The following is a 22,107-nucleotide window of genomic DNA, read 5'->3' as shown; positions in this document are numbered from 1 at the left end:
CAGACATTGCTGGAGCTTACTGGCGTGCCTCGATAGGCACGAAATGCAGGTCGTCCGGGCCTGTGTAGTTGGCGCTGGGACGGATGATCTTGTTGTCCTGGCGCTGCTCGATGATGTGCGCCGCCCAACCGCTGGTACGGGCAATCACGAACAGCGGCGTGAACATGGCGGTGGGCACGCCCATCATGTGATAGCTGACGGCGCTGAACCAGTCGAGGTTGGGGAACATGTTCTTGACCTCCCACATCACCGATTCCAGGCGTGCGGCAATGTCGTACATCTTGGTGCTGCCAGCTTCGTCCGACAGCTTCTTGGCTACGCCCTTGATGACCACATTGCGGGGGTCGCTCACGGTATAGACCGGGTGGCCAAAGCCGATCACGACCTCCTTGGCATCCACGCGGCGGCGGATGTCGGCCTCGGCTTCGGCCGGGTTGTCATAGCGCTTCTGGATCTCGAATGCCACTTCGTTGGCTCCGCCATGCTTGGGACCACGCAGTGCACCAATCGCCCCAGTGATAGCCGAATACATATCGCTGCCTGTGCCAGCCACCACGCGGGCCGTGAAGGTCGAGGCGTTGAACTCATGCTCGGCATACAGATTGAGCGAGGTATGCATGGCGCGCACCCAGCTCTCGGATGGCTTGGCGCCATGCAAAAGATGCAGAAAATGGCCGCCGATGGAGTCATCGTCGGTTTCGACCTCGATACGGCGGCCCGAGTTGCTGAAGTGGTACCAGTACAGCAGCATGGAGCCCAGGCTGGCCATCAGGCGGTCGGCAATATCGCGGGCGCCAGGAGGATTGTGGTCGTCTTTCTCCGGCAGTGCGCAGCCCAGGGCAGAGACGCCAGTGCGCATCACGTCCATGGGATGGCTGGCGGCGGGCAGCTGTTCCAGCGTAGTCTTCACGCTGCCGGGCAGGCCGCGCAAAGCCTTGAGCTTGGCTTTGTAGGCCCTGAGTTCGGCGTGGGTGGGCAGTTTGCCGTGTACCAGCAGGTGGGCAATCTCCTCAAACTCGCAGACCTTGGCAATGTCCAGAATGTCGTAGCCGCGGTAGTGCAGGTCGTTGCCGTTCCTGCCCACGGTGCACAGTGCAGTGTTGCCTGCTGTCACGCCGGCGAGGGCGACGGACTTTTTCGGCCTGAAGCTTGCGGCGGCGTGGTTAATGGCGGTTGAAGATATTGGGGATGTTGGGGCTGTCACAGTGCTCATGGGTGTCTCCTTTGGATGTGCAGTGCAGGTCCTTGCTGGTCTGCGATACTTCGCAATCTACGCATTTGCTTTCTCTGCGTATAGAACTGAATTGGTGAATGCTTGCGAAACTGAATGCATGTATTTGCAAATTTTGCGAATCTTTGAGATCAACAAACAAGGAGCAAGCCAATGGCCAAGACCTTCATGGGCGTACGCCTGCGCAGCCTGCGTGCCGAGCGTGGTCTTACGCAGGCTGCGCTGGCCCAGGCGCTGGAGTTGTCACCGAGCTATCTGAATCAGATCGAGCAGGATCAGCGCCCGCTCACGGTGGCCGTGCTGCTCAAGATTCACAGGGTGCTGGGCGTCGATATCCAGCAGTTCTCCGAGGATGAGGAGGCCCGCTTGCTGGCGCAATTGCGCGATGCGGTGGCCGCCATGCCTCAGCCAGAAGGTTCGGTGCCGCTTCCCGAGCTGCGTGAGGTCGCAGCCAAGCTGCCGCAGATGGCACAGATGCTGCTGGCCATGCACCAGCGTCACCTGGCGGACGCCGAGCGGCTGGAGGCCTTGACCGCCCATCTGAGTGATGGCCGCGCCGGGCCGGATGCCGACACCTCAGTTCACGGAGATGTCGCCGGGAATGGCGCAATGGCAGGCCTGCTGACGCAGCCCTCGCGCCAGATGCCGTTCGAGGCGGTGCGTGATTTCTTTTTTTCCCACCGCAATTACCTTGATGCGCTTGATCGTGCAGCCGAAGCGCTGGCTCGGCAGGCTGCAGAGCAAGGCGGTCATCTGCATGATTGGCTGCAATACCGGCTGCAGGCACGACATGGTGTATTGGTTCTGCATGCTCATGTCGGGACTGCTGAGAAAGCGGGCAGCCATAGGTGCTACGATGCGCTCACGCGCACCTTGTATGTGGCTCCGCAACTGAGTCCCATGCAGCAGGCATTTCAGCTGGCTACACAACTGGCGCTGCTGGAGTTTGATTCACTGCTTGAAAGGGAGCTGCAAAGCGTGCCCTGGCAGGACGAGGCCACGCGCCGGCTGGCACGCATGGGGCTGGCCAATTATGTAGCCGGGGCATTTGTGCTGCCATATGGAGAGTTCTTGCGTGCAGCCGAAGGCCTGCGCTACGACATAGACTTGCTCGCAAGGCACTTCGGTGTGGGCTTCGAGACCGTCTGTCATCGTCTCTCAACCCTGCAGCGCAGCGATGCGCCGGGTGTGCCGTTTTTCTTTATCCGAGTGGACCGGGCTGGCAATATCAGCAAGCGCCAGTCGGCCACGCATTTTCATTTCTCCAAGACAGGCGGCACCTGCCCGTTGTGGGTGGTGTACGAGGCTTTTACCCAGCCGGGTCGCATAGTGCCCCAGCTCGCCAGCATGCCGGACGGGCGCGTCTACCTGTGGATTGCTCGCACCATCAGCCATGCCGGCCAGGGCTGGGGGGCTCCAGGCAAGACCTTCTCCATCGGCCTGGGCTGCGACTTGCAGCACGCCGCGCGGCTGGTGTACTCCCAAGGCATGGATTTGCGCAATATAGGAGCGGCCACACCTATCGGCATGGGCTGCAAGGTATGCGAGCGCAGCGCTTGCCCGCAACGTGCTTTTCCGTACGTAGCCAAACCGCTCAAAGTCAATGAAAACGAGAGCGGATTTGTCCCCTATGGCGGCTAGTTGCTGCTGCCATGTGCGGTGAAGTTGGGGGGATGCATCTGACGCTGGATTGCTGTCGTCAACTGATTAACAGGCGTGAAAATGCATTGGAGCAAAAATCTGTATTGTATTTTCTGCTATTTATTTGATAGCATTCAGAGAAAATTTGCTTAGTCTTCTTGGACGATGGGCTGAGGGCGATTTCTTCATACGCTGTCTCCAAGTTTTGATTGCACATCAACAAGGAGACAAGAATGCGTTTAGCCGGAAAAGTTGCCGTGGTCACGGGGGCGGGCCAGGGCATGGGGCGAGCGATTGCACAGCGTTTTGCCGATGAGGGTGCCACTGTGGTGGCCGTGGACTTGAATGAAGAAGCAGCCAGACAGACCCTGGAAGGCAAGGGCGGCAAGCATCTGGCCCGTTCCTCCAATGTGGCCGACAGCGCTGCGGTCGATGCGCTGTTTGTCGAAATCCGCGAAAAGCTCGGCGCCGTCGACGTGCTGGTGAACAACGCCGGTGTAGGCTCGGTGGACCAATTTGCCGATATTCCTGACGCGACCTGGGAGCGCGTGATTGGCGTGAACCTGAACGGCGCTTTCTACTGCGCCCGTGCCGCCGTCAAGCAGATGCAGGAAGGCAAGGGTGGTGCCATCGTCAATATCTCCAGCACCTCGGCTGTCAGCGGTGACGGTCCGGCGCACTACTGCGCTTCCAAGGCCGCCCTGATGGGCTTGACCCGTGGCATGGCCAAGGAACTGGCGTCCAAGAAGATCCGTGTGAACACACTGGTTCCCGGACCCACCAACACGCCCATGATGCAGGGCATTCCCCAGGAGTGGGCCGATGCCATCATCGCCGGCGTGCCCATGGGTCGCATGGCTGAGCCAGAAGACATCGCCAAGGTGGCAGTGTTCCTGGCCAGCGACGACAGCGGCTTTGTGACGGGTCAGAACGTGGCAGTCAACGGCGGCAGCGCCTTCCTCTAAGGAGAGACAAGCATGAGCAAGCGTCTGGAAGGAAAGATTGCATTTGTGACCGGTGGTGGTTCCGGTATCGGTGCTGCAACGGCTGAGCGTTTCGCACAGGAGGGGGCAACCGTGGTGATCTGCGGCCGCCGCAAGCAGCCTCTCGACGAAGTCGTGGCCAGGATCAAGGCAGCAGGCGGCAGTGCCGAGGCCATCGTGGCCGACGTGGGCAACGAAGCCCAGTTTGTCGGAGCGCTGGAGCAGACTGCCAAAAAGCATGGCAGCCTGGACATTCTGGTCAACAACGCCATGGCCTACACCTGGGGTGGCATCGACGGCATGACCACGGCCGACTGGCATGCCAATTTTTCCACCTCGGTGGACGGCACTTTCTGGGGAACGCGTACTGCGCTGAAGCTGATGGGGGCCAAGGGTGGTTCCATCGTCAATATCAGCTCCATCTGCGGCACGCTGGGCACACCTTTTATGTCGGGTTACTCGGCAGCCAAGGCGGCCATTCTCAACTTCTCGCGTGCTGCAGCCGCCGAAGGTGCGCCTGCTGGCGTGCGCGTGAACGTGGTGATTCCTGCCGTGGTGGAGACCCCTGCGACAGCGGGAATGCTGGCTGATGAGGCATCGCGCAAGAACACCGAAAAGCTCATCCCCATGGGCCGTGTCGGTCAGTCCGGCGAGCTGGCCAATGCCGTGCTGTTCCTGGCCAGCGATGAAGCCAGCTATGTGACAGGTGCTGCACTGCCCGTGGATGGTGGTCGTTCCGCCGTTCTGGTGACTGCGCTGTAACAGAAAGCTTTAGAGATGAGTGAACCCGTGAATCAGTGGCCGCAAACGCTGGAAGAGCGTATCGACAGGCTGGAGTCGCTGGATGCGATTCGCCAGCTGGCTGGCAAGTACTCCCTGTCCCTGGACATGCGTGACATGGACGCCCATGTGAACCTGTTTGCACCTGATATCAAGGTGGGCAAGGACAAGGTCGGGCGTGCGCACTTCATGGCCTGGCAGGACAGCACGCTGCGTGACCAGTTCACGGGCACCTCGCACCATCTGGGGCAGCACATCATCGAGTTCGTGGACAAGGATCACGCCACCGGCGTGGTCTACTCCAAGAACGAGCATGAGTGCGGTGCCGAGTGGGTCATCATGCAGATGCTGTACTGGGACGACTACGAGCGCATTGACGGCCAGTGGTTCTTCCGTCGCCGTCTGCCCTGTTACTGGTATGCCACCGACCTGAACAAGCCGCCGATTGGCGACATGAAGATGCGCTGGCCCGGCCGCGAGCCTTATCACGGAGCCTTTCACGACCTGTTCCCGAGCTGGAAGGAATTCTGGGCCAACCGCCCCGAAAAGGACGAGCTGCCCCAGGTGGCTGCACCCGCGCCGCTGGAGCAGTTCCTTAAAAGCATGCGCCGTGGCACACCCGCGCCGCGCATGCGTGTGCGCTAAGGAGTCGGCATGAGTCAAACGCTTTTCACGCCCACCCAGCTGGGCAAGATTGCTCTGCAGAACCGCGTGGTCATGGCCCCAATGACGCGCAACCGCGCCGATGCCGATGGCACGCCCACCGACATCATGGCCGAGCACTATGGCCAGCGCGCTGATGCCGGCCTGATCGTGGCTGAAGGGGCCTGGCCCGAGGTCACGGGTCAAGCCTACTGTCGTCAGCCTGGCATCGAAACTGCCGCTCATGTGCGCGGCTGGCGCCGTGTGACGGACGCCGTGCATGCGCGTGGCGGATCCATTGTGCTGCAGATCATGCACTCCGGTCGTATCGGCAGCAGCCATATCAAACCCGCTGGTGTGCGTTCCGTATCGGCGTCCGCCATTCAGGCTCAGGGCAAGATCTGGACCGATGCGGCAGGCATGCAGGATTTCGACCAGCCCCAGGCATTGACCACCGAAGAAGTGCGCAAGGCGATTGCCGGGCATGCTGCAGCTGCTCGGCGCGCCATGGATGCGGGCTTTGACGGCGTCGAGCTGCATGGCACCAGCGGTTATCTGAGTCTGCAGTTCCTGCACTCCAGTACCAATCAGCGTACCGATGAATATGGTGGCAACGCCAGCAGTCGCTCACGTTTCGCTGTGGAATGCCTGGGCGCCATGGGGGAGGCCATCGGCATCGATCGCGTGGGGCTGCGCCTGAACCCCGGCAACACCTTCAATGACACGGCGGATGAAAACTCCGCGGCAACCCATGCCGAGCTGATGCGTCAGGCCGCCAAGCTGGGCATTGCCTATCTGCATGTGATGCGTGCGGTCTTCGATCCTTCAATCGATGCCTTCAAGCTGGCGCGTGAGAACTTTGGCGAGAACCTGATTCTCAACGATGGCTTCGATGCGCAAAGCGCCGAAGCCGCGTTGCAGGCAGGCGAGGGCAAGGCGGTATCTTTTGCGCGGCATTTCATCGCCAACCCCGATCTTGTGCAGCGCATGCGCCAGGGCCTGCCTCTGGCCAGGTTTGACCGCAACACGCTCTACACCCCCGGTGCCAGGGGCTACAACGACTATGCGTCTGCAGAAGAAGTGCAGACCGTCTGATCCATCAAGAAACTGAGTTCATCGTGTTGGCCGCATTCCCGTATGGGGGTGCGGCCTTTTTTTCGTACTGCGGGTTTTCACGGCTGTCGAAAGGGTGTCGGATCGACCTGTTTCAAAAGGCTGAAAGCAATCTAGTCTATTCCGCTGAACTACATGCTGATTCTTGTATGAGTGCTATTAAATTTGGGTAGTGAAGCGGCAAATCGTTAGTCTCAATGGACGATGTTTGCAAAGGCTCTCCTCTTCAGAATCCTCTGCATCACTAAAGGATTTGGGTTGGAGGCCCCGACATCATGATGGAAATACGTGGACTAGCGTACGTTGTTGCCGAGAGCTCTGATTTGGATCGCTGGGTCAACTACGCACGTGACGTGCTTGGCATGATGCCGAGCACCACTGCCGATGGCGATCTGCTGATCAAGATGGATGAGCGTCAGTTTCGCTTCCAGGTTCAGCCTGGCAGCAATGACAAATACTCCGCATCCGGTTGGGAGGTGGCCAACAAGCAAGCCTTCGAGCAGGCGCTCAAGGTGCTGCAGGCCGCTGATGTGCACTACGAAATGGGCAGTTCCGAACTGTGTGCCAAGCGCCATGTGCAGGAGTTGGCCATCGTGATGGATCCGTCCGGAAACCGTCATGAGATCGTCTGGGGCTTCAAGTCCGACTTCAGCCATTTCGCATCGCCCCAGGGTGTTTCGCGCTTCATCACCGGTGACTATGGTCTGGGCCACACCGTGCTGCCTGCTCCCGACTTTGACAAGACCGTGGCCTTTGTGCGCAATGTGCTGGGCTTTGGCCTCTCGGATATTTACAACTTCAAGCCCGCAGGCGATGCCGGCCCCACGGTCCGAATCCACTTCTTCCACTGCGCCAACGCTCGTCACCACAGCCTGGCTCTGGCCGAATTTCCTTCTCCCTCGGGTTGCGTGCACGTGATGGTGGAGGTGGACAACATGCCCGAAGTGGGTCGTGCCATGGACCGCATGCAAAAGAGCCAGGTCAAGCTCTCGGCCACTCTGGGTCAGCACACCAACGACAAGATGATCTCGTTCTACATGAAGACGCCCTCCAACTTCGACCTGGAGTTCGGCTATGGCGGCGCCATCATCGACTGGGAACATCACATCACGCACGAGTTCACGACCGTAAGCCTCTGGGGGCACGACTTCAGCGTGGGCCGCCCTGAAAACAACTGATAGGAGGCTTGGAGACATGGCCAATAAATTGATGACAGCGAAGGACGTTGTGGCATCCATCAAGGACGGCATGACGATCGGAATTGGTGGCTGGGGGCCCCGGCGCAAGCCCATGGCCCTTGTGCGCGAGCTGCTGCGCAGCCCCGTCAAGGATCTGACCGTGGTGGCCTATGGCGGTGCCGATGTGGGCATGCTGTGTGCGGCAGGCAAGGTCAAGAAGTTGATCTTCGCCTTCGTGTCGCTGGACTTCATCCCGCTGGAGCCGTACTTTCGCAAGGCCCGCCAGAGTGGTGAGATCGAGGTCATGGAAATTGACGAAGGTCATATGGTGCTGGGCCTGAAGGCTGCCGGCATGCGTATTCCCTACATTCCCACCCGAGTCGGTCTGGGCACCGATGTGCTCAAGCACAACAGCTCCATTCGCCTTATCGAATCGCCCTACGACGGCAAGGAGTGGGTGGCGATGCCCGCCATCAATCTGGATGTGGCCCTGCTGCACGTGGATCGCGCGGACTCTCGCGGTGTCTGCCAGATTGCCGGTCCCGATATCTATATGGACGACCTGTTTGCGCGAGCCGCAACCAATACGTTTGTGAGCTGCGACGAACTGGTCGAGTCCAGCAGCTTCGATTCGGAGCAAGCCGCGCGCCTGGTGTTCTGGGAGCGCTCTGAAACCACGGGTGTCGTGCATCTGCCCGGCGGTGCTCACCCATCGTCTTGTGCTCCTCTGTATGGCTTTGATGTCAAGCACTTCAAGGAATACGCAGCCAGCAGCAAGGAAGAGGGCGGCTGGAGCAGCTACCAGCAGAAATACGTGCAGTGCACGGAGCAGGAATATCTGGAAAAAGTGGGTGGCATGGAAGCAATCAAGCGCCTGCCCTTGCCCGTGTTCTGAGGAGGCACAGAGATGAGTGAAATTGCATTGGTAGATCGCGTCATCTGCGCCGCGGCACGTGCCTGGGAAAACGACGGCGAGGTGTTGGCCACCGGCATTGGCCTGGTGCCACGTCTGGCGGCTTCGCTGTGCATGCGTTCCATCAACACCGATCTGATGATGACGGACTCCGAAGCCTGGGTGGTCAATGAGCCCGTGCCCGTAGGTCCACGAGGTGAATACAAGATCAAGCGTGAAAGCTGGATGGGTTTTTCGCGCATCTTCGACAACGTCTGGGGAGGCAAGCGCCACGCCATGGTGGGCCCCGTGCAGGTGGACCGCTTCGGTCAGGGCAATATCTCCATGGTGGGCAGCGACTACGCTCGTCCCAAGTCCATGATGCTGGGGGTGCGCGGCTTCCCCGGCAATTCGATCAACCACGCGAATTCCTTCTTTGTGCCCAACCACAGCACCAAGGTGTTTGTCCCGGGTGAGGTCGATGCCGTGGGCAGCGTGGGCTACAACCCTGCGCGTCTGGCCAAGGGCTGGACGCTGGAGGAGACCACCGACATTCGCTTCATCTTCACCAATCTGTGTGTGATGGACTTTGGCGGACCCAGTCATCAAGTGCGCCTGGTGTCGCTGCATCCCGGCGTGACGGCGGTGCAGGTCAAGGAGGCCACGGGCTTTCCGATCCATGTTCCCGAGAACGTGGGAGTGACACCTGATCCCACGCCCGAGCAACTGGCCTTGCTGGCTCAGCTCGATCCGCACAATCTGCGCGCTACGGCCATGGGAGTCTGATATGGATGATGCATCCAGCGAATTTGTGACACGCGAGGACAAAGCCGTCTATGAAACGGACGAGCCCGTTCTCTACAGCGTGGACAACGGCATTGCCACGGTCACCATGAATCGGCCCACGTTCAACAACGTGCAGAACTCGCAGATGACCTATGCGCTGGATGCTGCATTCCGCAAGGCGACCGATGACGATAGCGTCAAGGTCATCGTGCTGCGCGGCGAAGGCAAGCACTTCAGTGCGGGTCACGATATCGGCACGCCCGGCCGAGACATCAACAAGTCCTTTGACCGTGCACACCTGTGGTGGGATCACACCAACAAGCCCGGCGGCGAGCAGCTGTTTGCCCGCGAGCAGGAGGTCTACCTGGGCATGTGCCGACGCTGGCGCGAGATCCCCAAACCCATGATTGCCATGGTGCAGGGGGCATGCGTGGCGGGCGGTCTGATGCTGGCCTGGGTCTGCGACCTGATCGTGGCCAGCGACGATGCGTTTTTCCAGGATCCCGTGGTGCGCATGGGAATCCCCGGTGTGGAGTACTTCGCCCACGCTCACGAACTGCATCCGCGTATTGCCAAGGAGTTCCTGCTGCTGGGCGAGCGCATGCCGGCAGAGCGCGCCTATCAGATGGGCATGGTCAACCGCGTGGTTCCGCGTGCCGAGCTCGAGGACCAGGTCTATGCCATGGCCCAGCGCATGGCGGCTCAGCCGCGTCTGGGCCTGGCACTGACCAAGATGGTCGTCAACAAGGCTGAAGAGCTGCAGGGGCTGCGTTCCACCATGGACATGGCTTTTGGCTACCACCACTTTGCTCACGCGCACAGTCAGGCGATGGGCATGGGACAACTGGGCGGCCAGGATGCCAGGTCCATGGCAAAGGCCAATAAAGAAGAGTCAAAGGCATGAGCAATATGAACGATATGGGCAGTCTGCGCACTCCTATCTGCGACCTGCTGGGGTGCCGCTACCCCGTCATCCAGACGGCCATGGGCTATGTGGCGGGCGCTGATCTCGTGATAGGTACTACCAATGCCGGCGGCTTCGGCTTTCTGGCCGGCGCCACCATTCCCGCCGACAGGATCGAAGCCGAAATTCTGCGTGTCAAGCGCGAGACCGACGACCAACCTTTCGGGCTGAACTTTCACATGTTTCAGCCCAATGCCCAGCAACTGCTGGATCTGGCCGTGAAGTACCGTCTGCGTGCGGTGAGCTACGGCCGTGGTCCGGACAAGAAGGTGATAGGCCGTCTGCGCGATGCCGGCATCGTCTGCATGCCCACAGTGGGAGCCCTGAAGCATGCCCAGAAGGCGATCGAGATGGGCGCCAATGCCATCACTGTGCAGGGCGGTGAAGGGGGAGGCCATACCGGCAGCGTTCCCACCACGGTGCTGCTGCCTCAGGTAGTGGATGCGGTCGAGGTGCCCGTGATTGCCGCAGGCGGCTTTTATGACGGCCGTGGCCTGCTGGCTGCTCTGGCCTATGGCGCATCGGGTATTGCCATGGGCACGCGGTTTCTGATGACCAGTGATTCCAAGGTGCCCGCCGCCACGCTGCAGCGCTATCTGGCTGCAAGGGATGCGGAAAAGATCTCCATCTCGCATCTGGTCGATGGCATGCCCCAGCGCATGATTCCCAACGAATACCTGGCCATGCTCGAAAAAGCCAGCCCCATGAAGCGCTTGCGCATCGCCCTGGGTCTGGCATTGCAGTGGAAGGCCGAGACCGGCATGACCACGGGCCAGGCCTTGAGCATCTTCATGAAGGCCATGCGCGAAGACTCGTCTTCCGTCGCACAGACCGTGATGGCTGCCAACGCCCCCATGTTGCTGCAGCGCTCCATGGTCGATGGCAATCCCGCAGAGGGCGTGATGTCTGCCGGCCAGGTGGCCGCGCTGATTGGCCGGCTCGACAGCTGCGAGGAAGTGATAGGCGGCATTGTCCGCCAGGCCATGGACCGTCGCAACGCATTGAACGCATTGACTCCCGCATAACAACAAGCCAACGAGACCGGATATGTCCACTCAACAATTTCACTCCAATATTCATGACAACGGCGTGGCGGAGCTGGTGATAGACCGTGCTCCCGTGAATGCCTTGAATGCAGCCGGCTGGAATGGCCTGGCCCGGGAAATCCAGGCGCTGGGCGACAGGCCCGAGGTGCGCGTGATCGTCATCCGTGCCGAAAACCGTGGTTTCTGCGCGGGTGTGGACATCAAGGAGCTGGCGACCAACGACAAGCTCATCATCGACGTGAACGCAGGCAACTACGCCACGTTCAAGGCCGTGCACCTGAACAAGGTACCCGTCATCACCGCCGTGCACGGCTTTGTGCTGGGCGGCGGCATCGGTATCTGCGGGGCATCGGACATCGTGATCGCCGCGGAAGACGCCACTTTCGGCCTGCCTGAAGTGGACCGCGGAGCCATGGGTGGTGCCGCCCATCTGCAGCGCATGTTCGGCGTGCAGAAGACTCGCTATCTGTTCTTTACGGGCGAGATGATCGCTGCGGCAGAAGCCCTGCGCCTGGGTGCCATCGAGCGTGTTGTTCCCCGTGAGCAGCTGCGCGACGTCGCCATGGAGATCGCCAACAAGATTGCCGCCAAGAGCCCCGCCATGATCCGCATCGCCAAGGAGGCGCTGACCGGCATCGAAGACGGCAATCTCGAAGACAAATACCGCTGGGAGCAGGGATTCACCCTGCAAGCCTATATGAGTCCAGATTCCGCCGAGACGCGCAGCGCCTTTGTGGAAAAGCGCGACGCCAAATTCTGAGCATCACTAGCGCGAAGAGGAGACAACCATGGATTTGACATACACCCCAGCGCAGAAGACCTTCCGTGCCCAGGTACGTGAATGGCTCAAGAACAATGTGCCCAAGGAACGACTGCAGAGCTATGACACTCGAGAGGGTTTCGAGCAGCACCGCCAGTGGGAAGCCAAGCTGGCCAGCGCCGGCTACAGCGCCGTGACCTGGCCCAAGGACCTGGGCGGCAGCGGCTGCGACCTGACCGAATGGCTGATCTTTGAAGAAGAGTACTGGGCAGCCGATGCGCCATCCCGCGTGAACCAGAACGGCATTCTGCTGCTGGGCTCCACGCTGATGGAATTCGGCACGCCCGAGCAGAAAGCCCGCTTTCTGCCCCGTATGGCCCGCTGCGACGATATGTGGGCACAGGGTTGGTCCGAGCCCAACGCCGGCTCGGACATGGCTGCCATCAGCAGCCGCGCCACACGCATGGGTGACAAGTTCATTCTGAACGGTCAGAAAATCTGGTCTACCCGTGCGATCTTTGCCGACTGGGTGTTCGGCCTGTTCCGCAGTGATCCGACATCAAGCCGCCATCATGGTCTGAGCTACATACTGGTGCCCTTGAATACGCCCGGCATCACCGTGCGTCCCATTCGTGCCATCAATGGCCGTGAGCACTTTGCCGAAATCTTCTTCGACGATGTCGAAGTACCCGTGGAGAACCTGCTGGGTGCAGAAGGCAAAGGCTGGCATGTGGCGATGGCGACGGCCGGCTTTGAGCGCGGCCTGCTGCTGCGCTCTCCCGCCCGCTATCAGCGCAGTGCGCAGAAGCTGGTGGACCTGTATCTGCGCAATCAGGTCGAGGCCGACCGCGATCACTCCATTCGCGATGCCGTGCTGCGTGCCTGGCAGGGGGCGGAGGCATACACGCTGTCTTCCTATCACACGGTGGGCCGCCTGAACAAGGGCGCACAGATTGGCGCCGAAGCCAGCACCAACAAGATTGTCTGGTCCGAGCTGGACATCATGATTCACGAAACCGCGATGCGCATTCTGGGCGCGCGTGCCGAGCTCATCGATGACGTCGAGGCCAACGAATGGCTGGAAGGTTTCCTGTTCTCGCAGGCAGGTCCCATCTACGCGGGCAGTAACGAGATCCAGCGCAACATCATCGCTCAGCGCATGCTGGGTCTGCCCAAATCCTGATCGGCAGGGAGACAACCATGGACTTCACCTTTACCGAAGATCAAATCGCATTCCGTGACTCGATCAGCCGCTTTCTGATGACCGAAGCAGCCCCCGAGCTGCTGCGCGACATCTGGGAAACTCCGACCGGTCGCAGCCCCGAGTTGTGGGCCAAGATTGCAGAACAAGGCCTGATGGGCCTGTCCGCTCCCGAAGCCGATGGCGGCATGGGCATGGCCGATGTGGACTGGGCACTGCTGCTGCAGGAAGTGGGCTATTACGCTCTGCCCGATTCCCTGAGCGACACCGCCTATGTGGCCGTGGGCATGCTGTGTGCATTGCCGCAAGGACATGAGAGCCGTGTCTGGCTGTCCAGGATTGCCGAAGGCAGCTGCCGCGTGGCCGTGGGCCATCCCGTCAACCTCAATGTGGCGGACGCGGCATTGGCCGATGTGCTGTTGCTGCCCCATGCCACGGCCACCGGCCTGGAGCTGCACCTGGTCAGGCCTGCACAGTGCGAGATCACGGCGCTGAGCAGTATCGACTCTTCGCGCCGTCTGTCACGGGTACGCTGGACGGCATCCGATGCCACCCGTTTGCTCGACGGCACTCAGGGTCAGAAGGTCTGGGACACTGCCGGCGAGCGCGGTGCAATCGCCGCAGCTGCCCAGATGCTGGGCCAGGCTCAGCGCATGCTGGATCTCTCGGTGGACTATGTAGCGCAGCGCAAGCAGTTCGACAAGGTCATCGGCAGCTTTCAGGCCGTGCAGCACCACCTGTCGGACATCGTCACCAAGATCGAGTTTGCCAAACCTGTGCTCTACCGTGCCTTCTATGCGCTGCAGCACGGTGAACCCGATCTGGCCGTGCGTATCTCGCACGCCAAGCTCCAGTGCAGTGAAGCGAGCTGGTTTGCGGCACGCAACAGTCTGCAGGTGCATGGCGCCATGGGCTACACCTGGGAAGTCGATCTGCAGATGTTCATGAAGCGCGCCTGGGTGCTGGACGCTGCCTGGGGCGACAAGGCATACCACGCGGCCCGCCTGACTCAGGGCTTGCTGCGCAGTCCCAATGCCCCGGTGGGCCCCGGATCGACTTTTGATCGAGAAATCGATTCATGTGCCTCCTGCTCTGCGCAAGATGCTATTAAGAACGTTGCGGAAGAGGTGGCTGCATGAGCGCCCAGGCTTATATCGTTGATGCGCTGCGCTCTCCTACCGGAAAGCGCAAGGGCTCTCTTGCCACTGTGCACGGTGCCGATCTCGGCGCCCATGTGATCAAAGCGCTGGTCGAGCGCAACGACATTCCCGCAGCCGATTACGACGACGTGATCTTTGGCTGCGTGGACACCATAGGTTCTCTGGCTGGCGACATTGCCCGGACGTCCTGGCTGGCAGCCGGCATGCCCTTGAACGTGCCAGGCACCACGATTGATCGCCAGTGCGGCTCGTCCCAGCAAGCCATTCATTTTGCGGCCCAGGCCGTGATGAGTGGCACGCAGGACGTGGTGCTGGCCGGTGGCGTGCAGACCATGACCGCCATTCCCATTTCCTCGGCCATGCTCGCCGGTCAGCCCCTGGGCTTTACTACGCCGTTCGCCGAGAGCAAAGGCTGGCAGGCGCGTTTCGGTAACGCACCCGTCAATCAGTTCTACGCGGCCCAGCGTATTGCCGACCACTGGGGCGTGAGTCGTGCCGACATGGAAGTATTTGCCAAGGAAAGCCACGACCGCGCTTTGAATGCGATCGCCGAGGGCCGCTTCGACCGTGAAATCATCCCCTTTGGCGCTTTCAGGATGGATGAGACGGCTCGCCTCTCGACTCTGGAGAAGATGGCCACGCTGGAGCCGGTGGACCCCGACTATCCCTCCATCACTGCAGCCGTCTCAAGCTCCACCTGCGATGCGGCGGCTGCCGTGCTGGTGGTGTCCGAAGCAGCGCTCAAGCGCTACAACCTCAAGCCACGCGCCCGCATTCACCATATGAGCGTGCGCGCCGATGACCCCATCTGGCACCTGACCGCGCCGATTCCAGCCACGGAATATGCGCTCAAGAAGGCGGGCATGACCATGTCCGACATCGACCTGGTCGAGATCAACGAGGCCTTTGCTTCCGTGGTCATGGCGTGGCTCAAGGAGACCGGCTACGACCATGCCAGGACCAACGTCAACGGTGGTGCGATTGCGCTCGGTCATCCACTGGGAGCCTCAGGCGCCAAGCTCATGACCACGCTGCTGCACGAGCTGGAGCGCACCGGCGGGCGCTACGGCTTGCAGACCATGTGCGAAGGTGGAGGACAGGCCAATGTGACCATCATCGAGAGACTCTGACGGCAGACATGCAGGCACCCCTGGGTGCCTGTATTGCGTTGGAGATCCGGTGTTGGCAGCTTGGCAAGTCATCCACAAAAATATCAACGGAGACAAAGACATGCAAGACAAAGCGACGGATTCAGATCGCAGAGCATTCCTGGCCGGAGCAACTGCCACGGCGGCAGCGCTGGGTCTGCCAGCAGCGCAAGCTCAAGTCGGCACCAGGACCGTTGCGCAGGCCGATGCCATCACCATGGCAGCGCAGATGCGCAAAGGCGATGTCACGCCGCTGGAGGCTCTTGATGCTGCCATTGCGCGCGTTGAAGCCTTGCCCAAGCTCAATGCCGTGGTCATCAAAGACTACGAACTGGCCCGCGAGCATGCCAAGAAGCTCTCGACCATGGGCCGCGATGCACGCAAACAGGCGACTGACAAAGCTCCGCTGTGGGGTCTGCCGTTTGTGCTCAAGGACCTGGGTCTGAGCATGGCAGGAACCGTGACCAGCAATGGTTGTCGCTTCTTCAAGGATGCTGTCGCTTCGCAGGACTCCACGCTGGTGATGCGCTACAAGGCTGCGGGTCTCAACATCTTTGGCAAGACGGCATCTCCCGAGTTCGGCATGACGACTACCACGGAGTCAAAGCTTTACGGCGCCACGCCCAACCCCTGGAACACCGGACATACCACGGGCGGTTCTTCCGGTGGGACTGCAGCTGTGGTGGCGGCCGGCATTCTGCCCGTGGGTCATGCCAGCGATGGTGGCGGCTCCATCCGCATACCGGCCGCACATTGCGGCCTGTTCGGACTCAAGCCCAGTCGTGGACGTGTGCCTGCAGGGCCAGGAGCGCTGGATGGCGCAACAGGTTTGTCGGTGAACCACGTCATCAGCCGCAGCGTGCGCGACACTGCCTTGCTGCTGGACTTGAGTGCTGGGCCCGAGTTCGGCTCGCGAGTGCGACCTCCCTCTGATGTTTCTCGGGGCTACCTTGAAGCGATGCACCAGCCCGAGCGCAAGCTGCGTATTGCCGTCTGGCGCAAGAACTACTTCGGGATTCCCGTGCATGCCGAATGCCTGGAGGCTGTGGACAAAGCGGCCAAGGCCTGCGAGGCCGTGGGGCATTTTGTTGAAGAGGCCATGCCGGAGCTGCCGGTGAACGAAATTTTTGGCGGTATGGGTGCAGGCATGTCGGCAGGTCTGCTCAGCGCCATTGAATACCGTGAGAAGCAGCTGGGCCGCGCTGTGCGCGAAGACGAGATGGAGCCGCTGAACTGGGCTGCGTTGCAGGCCGCGAAGAAGGCCTCGGCGCTGGATCTGTACCGCGGCCGCGCAGGCTTCGACAAGGCGGGGCAATTGATCGATGCATTCCTGTCCAGGTACGACCTGATTCTGACGCCCACCACCGTGGTGCCTGCACAGAAACTGGGCGCGCTGCGACTCGATCAGCCTTATGAAAGCTATGCCGCCGAGGCCATGAATTCCTCCGCGTTTACCTCGCTGTTCAACATCAGCGGTCATCCGGCCATGTCCGTGCCGCTGCACTGGACGGCAGACTACCTCCCTGTGGGGTCCCACTTTGTCGCACCGTTTGGTGGCGAAGGCCGCTTGCTGCGTCTGGCGGCGCAGCTGGAGCAAGCCTTGCCATGGGCACATCGCGTGCCGGACCTGTCCGCACTCAAGGCTTGAATGTCCAGCAACAAGAAGGAGGAGAGCATGGAATCAGTGAATCAAGGTGTGGATCGTCGTGGCTTTATTCAGGGCGCAGGTGCCGTGGCCGCAGCAACAGCCATGCCGGCAATGGCTGCACAGAAGAAAAATGAGGCGACGGCGGTGGATGGCTACGCCTGGGCAGAACAGATTCGCCGGGGTGATATCACGCCGCTGGAAGCGCTGGAAGCGGCGATTGCACGTACGGAGGCCTTGCCCAAGCTCAATGCAGTGGTCATCAAGGACTACGATCTGGCACGTGATCAGGCCAGGCAGATGTCGGCTCTGGGCAGCGCTGCACGTGCCGAAGCCACAGCCAGGGCGCCCATGTGGGGCGTGCCCTTTCTGCTCAAGGATCTGAACCAGTATCTGAAGGGAACGGTCACAACCAACGGCTGCCGCTTTTTCAAGGGGGCCGTGGCAGAGTATGACAGCACCCTGGTGGCGCGCTACAAGGCGGCCGGTCTCAATATCTTTGGCAAGACGGCATCGCCCGAGTTCGGCCAGACGCCCACGACCGAGTCCTTGCTCTACGGCAAGTCGCCCAATCCATGGAATGCTGCCCACACGACGGGCGGTTCCTCGGGCGGTGCGGCATCGGTGGTTGCCGCAGGCATTGTGCCCGTGGCCCATGCCAGCGATGGAGGCGGCTCCATTCGCATTCCCGCTTCGCACTGCGGCCTGTTTGGCCTCAAGCCCAGCCGCGGCCGTCTGCCCGCCGGTCCGGCCAATATGGAAGGCTGGATGGGCTTGTCCATGAACCATGTCATCAGTCGCAGCGTGCGCGACAGCGCTCACCTGCTCGATCTGACGCAGGGGCGCGAGCCGGGCTCGCGCACCGTGCCGCCGCGCGACGTGGAGGGCAGCTATCTGGACGCCCTCAAGCAGGCACCCAGGAAGCTCAGGATCGCCGTCTGGTCCAGGAACTACTTTGGCATTCCCGTGCATGCGGACTGTCAGGCTGCGGTGGACAAGGCCATCAAGGCCTGCCTGGCGCTGGGACATGAAATCGTGGAGGACATGCCGGAGTTGCCTGTGGCTGAGGTGTTCTCGGGCCTGGGCGTGGTGACATCCGTGGGCATGATGGCCAGCATCCGCGCCCGCGAAAAGCTGCTGGGTCGCGCCGTGCGCCAGGATGAGGTAGAGCAGATGGACTGGCTGTATCTGGAAAAGGCCAAGTCCTATACCGCCGAGCAGATGCTGATGGCGCGTACCAACTTCGATACGGCCGGCCAGATTCTGGACCGATTCTTTCTGAAGTACGACCTGATTCTGACCCCAGTGATGGCCGTGCCGCCACCGCTGTTGGGCGTGCTGACGCTGGACCAGCCTTATGACTCATTCGCGCGCGAAGCCGTCAAGGCTTCGCCCTATACCGCGCTTTTCAATATGACAGGCCAGCCTGCCATGTCTGTGCCCATGCACTGGACCAGGGACAACTTGCCTGTGGGCGCGCACTTCGCTGCGCCGTTCGGCCGCGAAGGGCGCCTGTTGGCGCTCGCCGCGCAGCTGGAGCAAGCCGTTCCCTGGGCACATCGTCAGCCTGATCTGTCGGTTTTTAAAGCGTAATTTCAAAAAGGCAGACGGCCATGAGGTTGTCTGCATTGCAAGCAAAAGGGGAAAGAAATGGGTATTTGCAACCAGAGAACCGTCGTCATCACCGGTGCAGGCGGTGGCCTGGGCCGCGCTTATGCGCTGGCTTTCGCGCAAGAAGGTGCAAATGTGGTGATCAACGACATCCGTGCCGAAGCCGCCCAGGCCGTGGCCGAGGAAGTCAAGGCTGCTGGTGGCAAGGCGCTGGCCAACACCGGTGACATCACCACTGTGGCCGGGGCGCAATCGATTCTCGATGCGGCACTGGCCGCCTTTGGCGATGTGCAGGTCATCGTCAACAACGCGGGCGTGCTGCGCGACCGCATGTTCCTGAGCCTGTCCGAAGAGGACTGGGATATGGTCATGCGCGTGCATCTGCGCGGACATTTCTGCATGGCCAAGGTGTTTGGCGGCTACTGGCGCGATCAGAAGAAGGCCGGCAAGGACGTGGATGCACGCATCATCAACACCAGCTCGGGCGCGGGCCTGCAAGGCTCCATAGGCCAGAGCAACTATGCCGCAGCCAAGGCCGGCATCGCCGGTCTGACACTGGTGCAGGCCGCGGAGCTGGCGCGCTACGGCATCACCGCCAACTGTCTGGCACCTGCTGCGCGCACCTCCATGACCGAAGGCGCCATGCCCGATATGGTCAAGAAGCCCGAATCAGGTTTCGACGTCTGGGACCCCATGAACGTGGCCTCCATCGTCGTCTGGCTGGGCAGCGCGCAGTCCAGGCATGTGACGGGCCGCTGCTTTGAAGCCAAGGGCGGCGAGCTGTCCGTGGCCGACGGCTGGTTCACCGGCAAGATCAATGACAAGCAGGCGCGCTGGGAGCCTGCCGAGCTGTCAGGTGTGGTCGATCAGCTGATCGCCGAGGGCAAGGCCCCTCAGAAGGTCTACGGGACCTAAGCAGAAGAATCAGCCGGGGCATGGGCCCGGCCTTCCCATTCGATGAAGAACTCAGGACGCGAGCCATCATGGATTTAAGTCTGAACGAAGAACAAAAAATGATCGCCGAGAGCGCCGCGGTGTTTCTGCAGGAAAAATGCAGCACGGCGCAGGTGCGCAAGGTTTCTGAAACCGAGGGCGGGCTGGACCGTGCCCTGTGGCAGGAAGTGCTGGACATGGGCTGGTGCAGCGTGGCCCTGCCCGAAGCCGCAGGTGGCATGGGTCTGGGCTGGCGCGAGCTGGTTCTGCTTCAGGAGCAGATGGGTTATCACCTGGCCTGCGTGCCGTTTTTTGACGCTGTCGTCGCAGTGACGCCGTTGTGGCAAGCGTTGAGCCAGACCGGGCAGGGCCTGGGTGTGGTGGAGCGCCTGGCGGCCTCGGGCCGGATCTGCGTGCTGGGCATGACGGTGCGTGGCGAGCTGCCCGCGGCCGCAACCGTGAAGCTCGAAGGCGATGCGCTGGTGCTCAATGGCCAGTGGAGTCAGGTGGGATCAGGAGCACATGCCGATGTGTTCCTGCTGCCCGCTACCCTGCCTTGCGGCTCGCTGGGCCTGCTGGAGGTGCACGCCAAGGAAGAAGGTTTGAGCGTGCAGGCGCTGACTACGGTGGACGCCACACGCAGCAGTGCCGATGTCATGGCCGTTAATGTGAGATTGACTGGCGCTGCCGTGCTGATGCATGGCGAGGCGCTCAGGAGCCTGTGGGCGCAGACCCGCAATCTGGCGGCCATCGGTTTGGCGGCTGAACAAGTCGGTGTGGCCGAGCGCGCGCTGAATCTGGCCGTGGAATACACGAAGGAGCGTCAGCAGTTCGGCAAGGCCGTGGGCAGTTTTCAGGGCGTCAAGCACCGGGCAGCGCAGATGCTGGTGAAGGTGGAGACCGCTCGTTCTGCTGTCTATGCAGCAGCTTTCATAGCTGATAGCGCCGATGTCACAAGCGATCTGAGCTACTTCGCGGCTCAAGCTCGCACAGATGCAACGGAGGCTGCTCTCTTTTCCACGCGCGAAAGCATTCAGTTGCACGGCGGAGTGGGATTCACCTGGGAGTTTGATCCGCATCTGTTCTTCCGCCGCGCGCAGGCATCCAGCCAGCGCATGGGCACGGTGGAGCAGTGGCGCGAGCTGGTGGCTGCGCGTTTGTTGGACGAGAGCGTGACGGAGGCAGCATGAAGATGCAGGAGTCGGAAATCAATGAAGCCTTTCGCGCTGAAGTGCGTGAATGGATGGCGCAACATCTGACAGGGCGGTTTGCCCCGCTCAAGCATGCCAGCGGTCTGGGTGCCGAAGGTTATGACGCGCAACTGGCCAAGGAATGGGAGCAGGAGCTGGCCAAGGGCGGCTGGACAGGCCTGGGCTGGGAGACCCGGTACGGCGGCCGCAACGTCCCGCTGGCCCAGCAAGTCATCTTCCACGAGGAGTATGTGCGCTGCGGCGGTCCCGGCCGCATCGGTCATATCGGCGAGACCCTGCTGGCCCCCACGCTGATGGCTTTTGGCACGCCAGAGCAGAAACAGCGTTTTCTGCCCGGCATTCTGGCCGGTACCGACTATTGGGCTCAGGGCTACTCCGAGCCCGGTGCGGGCTCCGACCTGGCGGGCATTCGTACCAAAGCCCATCGTGATGCGGTCACGGGCGAGTGGGTGATCAACGGTCAGAAGGTCTGGACTTCCTGGGCTCATGAGTCCGAATGGGTGTTTGTGCTGGCTCGCACCGACGAGGTCGGAGCGAGCACTGCCAGCCCCCGCCATGCGGGCATGGTGCTGCTGCTGGTGCCCATCAAGCAGGCCGGCGTGGAGGTGCGTCCGATTCGCCAGATCACCGGCACTTCGGAGTTCAACGAAGTGTTCTTTGACGGCGCACGCACCGAAGGCGCGCTGCATCTGGGCCCCGTGGGCGATGGCTGGAAGGTCGCCATGTATCTGCTGGGCTGCGAGCGCGGTGCGTCCACTCTGGGCCAGCAGGCACATTTCCGCTATGAGCTGGACCTGATCATCGACCTGGCCAAGCGCAATGGCGCTGCCCGCGATCCGCTGATCCGTCAGCGCCTGGCCAAGGCCGATATGGGCCTGCAGACTCTGCGCGCCCATGCGCTGCGCTCCAGCGATGAGAGCACGCCCTTCCGTGTGGCTTCCGTATCCAAATACGCATGGTCCAACTGGCACCGTGATCTGGGCGAGCTGGCCATGGATGTGCTGGGCGAGCAGGGCGAACTGGTGCTCAGGGATCCCGCGTTCAGCGCTTTGCAGCAGCTATGGCTGGTCAGCCGTGCCGACACCATCTACGCAGGCACCAACGAGATTCAGATGAACCTCATGGCCGAACGTGCACTGGGCATGCCGCGCTGATCGAGCGCGCCTGCTCCTTTGGTCATTG

Annotated in this window: 20 protein-coding genes; 19 read left to right on the top strand and 1 reads right to left on the bottom strand. The window is 61.3% G+C overall.

Features of this window, described 5'->3' with window-relative positions; all coding sequences use genetic code 11:
* Nucleotides 1-16: 16 nt before the first annotated feature.
* Nucleotides 17-1,213, bottom strand: coding sequence for a 2-methylcitrate synthase (gene prpC / locus AAIL66_RS11915; RefSeq protein WP_343496819.1), 1,197 nt, complete (start codon nt 1,211-1,213; stop codon nt 17-19).
* 171 nt (nt 1,214-1,384) lie between these two features.
* Between prpC and AAIL66_RS11910 the strand changes: the two genes are divergently transcribed.
* The 19 genes from AAIL66_RS11910 to AAIL66_RS11820 all read left to right on the top strand — a co-directional run bounded on the left by AAIL66_RS11910 (nt 1,385) and on the right by AAIL66_RS11820 (nt 22,079).
* A complete protein-coding gene (locus tag AAIL66_RS11910; RefSeq protein WP_343496818.1) occupies nt 1,385-2,872 on the top strand; it encodes a short-chain fatty acyl-CoA regulator family protein in 1,488 nt (495 codons plus the stop codon).
* 233 nt (nt 2,873-3,105) lie between these two features.
* Nucleotides 3,106-3,837, top strand: a complete 732-nt coding sequence (locus tag AAIL66_RS11905; protein ID WP_034396751.1) for a 3-oxoacyl-ACP reductase family protein — start codon at nt 3,106-3,108, stop codon at nt 3,835-3,837.
* Between the two features lie 12 nt (nt 3,838-3,849).
* Nucleotides 3,850-4,617 (top strand): SDR family NAD(P)-dependent oxidoreductase, encoded by a 768-nt coding sequence (locus AAIL66_RS11900; RefSeq protein WP_224650168.1) that lies wholly within the window; start codon nt 3,850-3,852, stop codon nt 4,615-4,617.
* A 15-nt stretch (nt 4,618-4,632) separates the two neighbouring features.
* Nucleotides 4,633-5,280, top strand: coding sequence for a nuclear transport factor 2 family protein (locus tag AAIL66_RS11895; RefSeq protein WP_343496817.1), 648 nt, complete (start codon nt 4,633-4,635; stop codon nt 5,278-5,280).
* 9 nt (nt 5,281-5,289) lie between these two features.
* Nucleotides 5,290-6,372 (top strand): alkene reductase, encoded by a 1,083-nt coding sequence (locus AAIL66_RS11890; RefSeq protein ID WP_034396755.1) that lies wholly within the window; start codon nt 5,290-5,292, stop codon nt 6,370-6,372.
* Between the two features lie 293 nt (nt 6,373-6,665).
* Nucleotides 6,666-7,568: a VOC family protein gene (locus tag AAIL66_RS11885; protein ID WP_034360167.1), complete on the top strand. Its 903-nt coding sequence runs from the start codon at nt 6,666-6,668 to the stop codon at nt 7,566-7,568.
* Nucleotides 7,569-7,584: 16 nt separating this feature from the next.
* Nucleotides 7,585-8,463, top strand: a complete 879-nt coding sequence (locus AAIL66_RS11880) for a CoA-transferase (RefSeq protein WP_034360169.1) — start codon at nt 7,585-7,587, stop codon at nt 8,461-8,463.
* Nucleotides 8,464-8,475: 12 nt separating this feature from the next.
* Entirely contained in the window at nt 8,476-9,246 is a 771-nt protein-coding gene (locus AAIL66_RS11875) for a ketoacid CoA transferase (protein WP_034360171.1), read from the top strand.
* Between the two features lies 1 nt (nt 9,247).
* Nucleotides 9,248-10,150 (top strand): enoyl-CoA hydratase, encoded by a 903-nt coding sequence (locus tag AAIL66_RS11870; RefSeq protein WP_034360173.1) that lies wholly within the window; start codon nt 9,248-9,250, stop codon nt 10,148-10,150.
* Complete coding sequence (locus AAIL66_RS11865) at nt 10,147-11,235, top strand: nitronate monooxygenase (protein ID WP_034360176.1); 1,089 nt, start codon at nt 10,147-10,149, stop codon at nt 11,233-11,235. Before AAIL66_RS11870 ends, AAIL66_RS11865 begins: the two co-directional genes overlap by 4 nt.
* A gap of 22 nt (nt 11,236-11,257) precedes the next feature.
* On the top strand, nt 11,258-12,016 hold the full coding sequence (locus AAIL66_RS11860; RefSeq protein WP_034360178.1) for an enoyl-CoA hydratase family protein: 759 nt from the start codon (nt 11,258-11,260) through the stop codon (nt 12,014-12,016).
* Nucleotides 12,017-12,044: 28 nt separating this feature from the next.
* Nucleotides 12,045-13,199 carry an acyl-CoA dehydrogenase family protein gene (locus AAIL66_RS11855; RefSeq protein WP_034360180.1) on the top strand — a complete coding sequence of 385 codons (1,155 nt, stop codon included), beginning with the start codon at nt 12,045-12,047 and terminating at the stop codon, nt 13,197-13,199.
* Between the two features lie 17 nt (nt 13,200-13,216).
* Complete coding sequence (locus AAIL66_RS11850) at nt 13,217-14,356, top strand: acyl-CoA dehydrogenase family protein (protein WP_034410342.1); 1,140 nt, start codon at nt 13,217-13,219, stop codon at nt 14,354-14,356.
* The gene (locus tag AAIL66_RS11845; RefSeq protein WP_034360184.1) at nt 14,353-15,507 is read left to right on the top strand and encodes an acetyl-CoA C-acetyltransferase; all 1,155 of its coding nucleotides are present in this window, start codon (nt 14,353-14,355) and stop codon (nt 15,505-15,507) included. Before AAIL66_RS11850 ends, AAIL66_RS11845 begins: the two co-directional genes overlap by 4 nt.
* 100 nt (nt 15,508-15,607) lie before the next feature.
* On the top strand, nt 15,608-17,173 hold the full coding sequence (locus AAIL66_RS11840; protein WP_034410347.1) for an amidase: 1,566 nt from the start codon (nt 15,608-15,610) through the stop codon (nt 17,171-17,173).
* Entirely contained in the window at nt 17,174-18,763 is a 1,590-nt protein-coding gene (locus AAIL66_RS11835) for an amidase (protein WP_080746042.1), read from the top strand.
* Nucleotides 18,764-18,820: 57 nt separating this feature from the next.
* On the top strand, nt 18,821-19,696 hold the full coding sequence (locus AAIL66_RS11830; RefSeq protein ID WP_034360188.1) for an SDR family oxidoreductase: 876 nt from the start codon (nt 18,821-18,823) through the stop codon (nt 19,694-19,696).
* Nucleotides 19,697-19,764: 68 nt separating this feature from the next.
* A complete protein-coding gene (locus AAIL66_RS11825) occupies nt 19,765-20,904 on the top strand; it encodes an acyl-CoA dehydrogenase family protein (RefSeq protein ID WP_242609835.1) in 1,140 nt (379 codons plus the stop codon).
* The gene (locus AAIL66_RS11820; RefSeq protein ID WP_034378315.1) at nt 20,901-22,079 is read left to right on the top strand and encodes an acyl-CoA dehydrogenase family protein; all 1,179 of its coding nucleotides are present in this window, start codon (nt 20,901-20,903) and stop codon (nt 22,077-22,079) included. Before AAIL66_RS11825 ends, AAIL66_RS11820 begins: the two co-directional genes overlap by 4 nt.
* Nucleotides 22,080-22,107 lie beyond the last annotated feature (28 nt).

Origin of the sequence: Comamonas sp. F1-6 (genome assembly GCF_039581415.1) — a bacterium.
Classification (GTDB): Bacteria; Pseudomonadota; Gammaproteobacteria; order Burkholderiales; family Burkholderiaceae_C; genus Comamonas; species Comamonas thiooxydans.
This window is presented reverse-complemented; position numbering and strand designations above follow the sequence as displayed.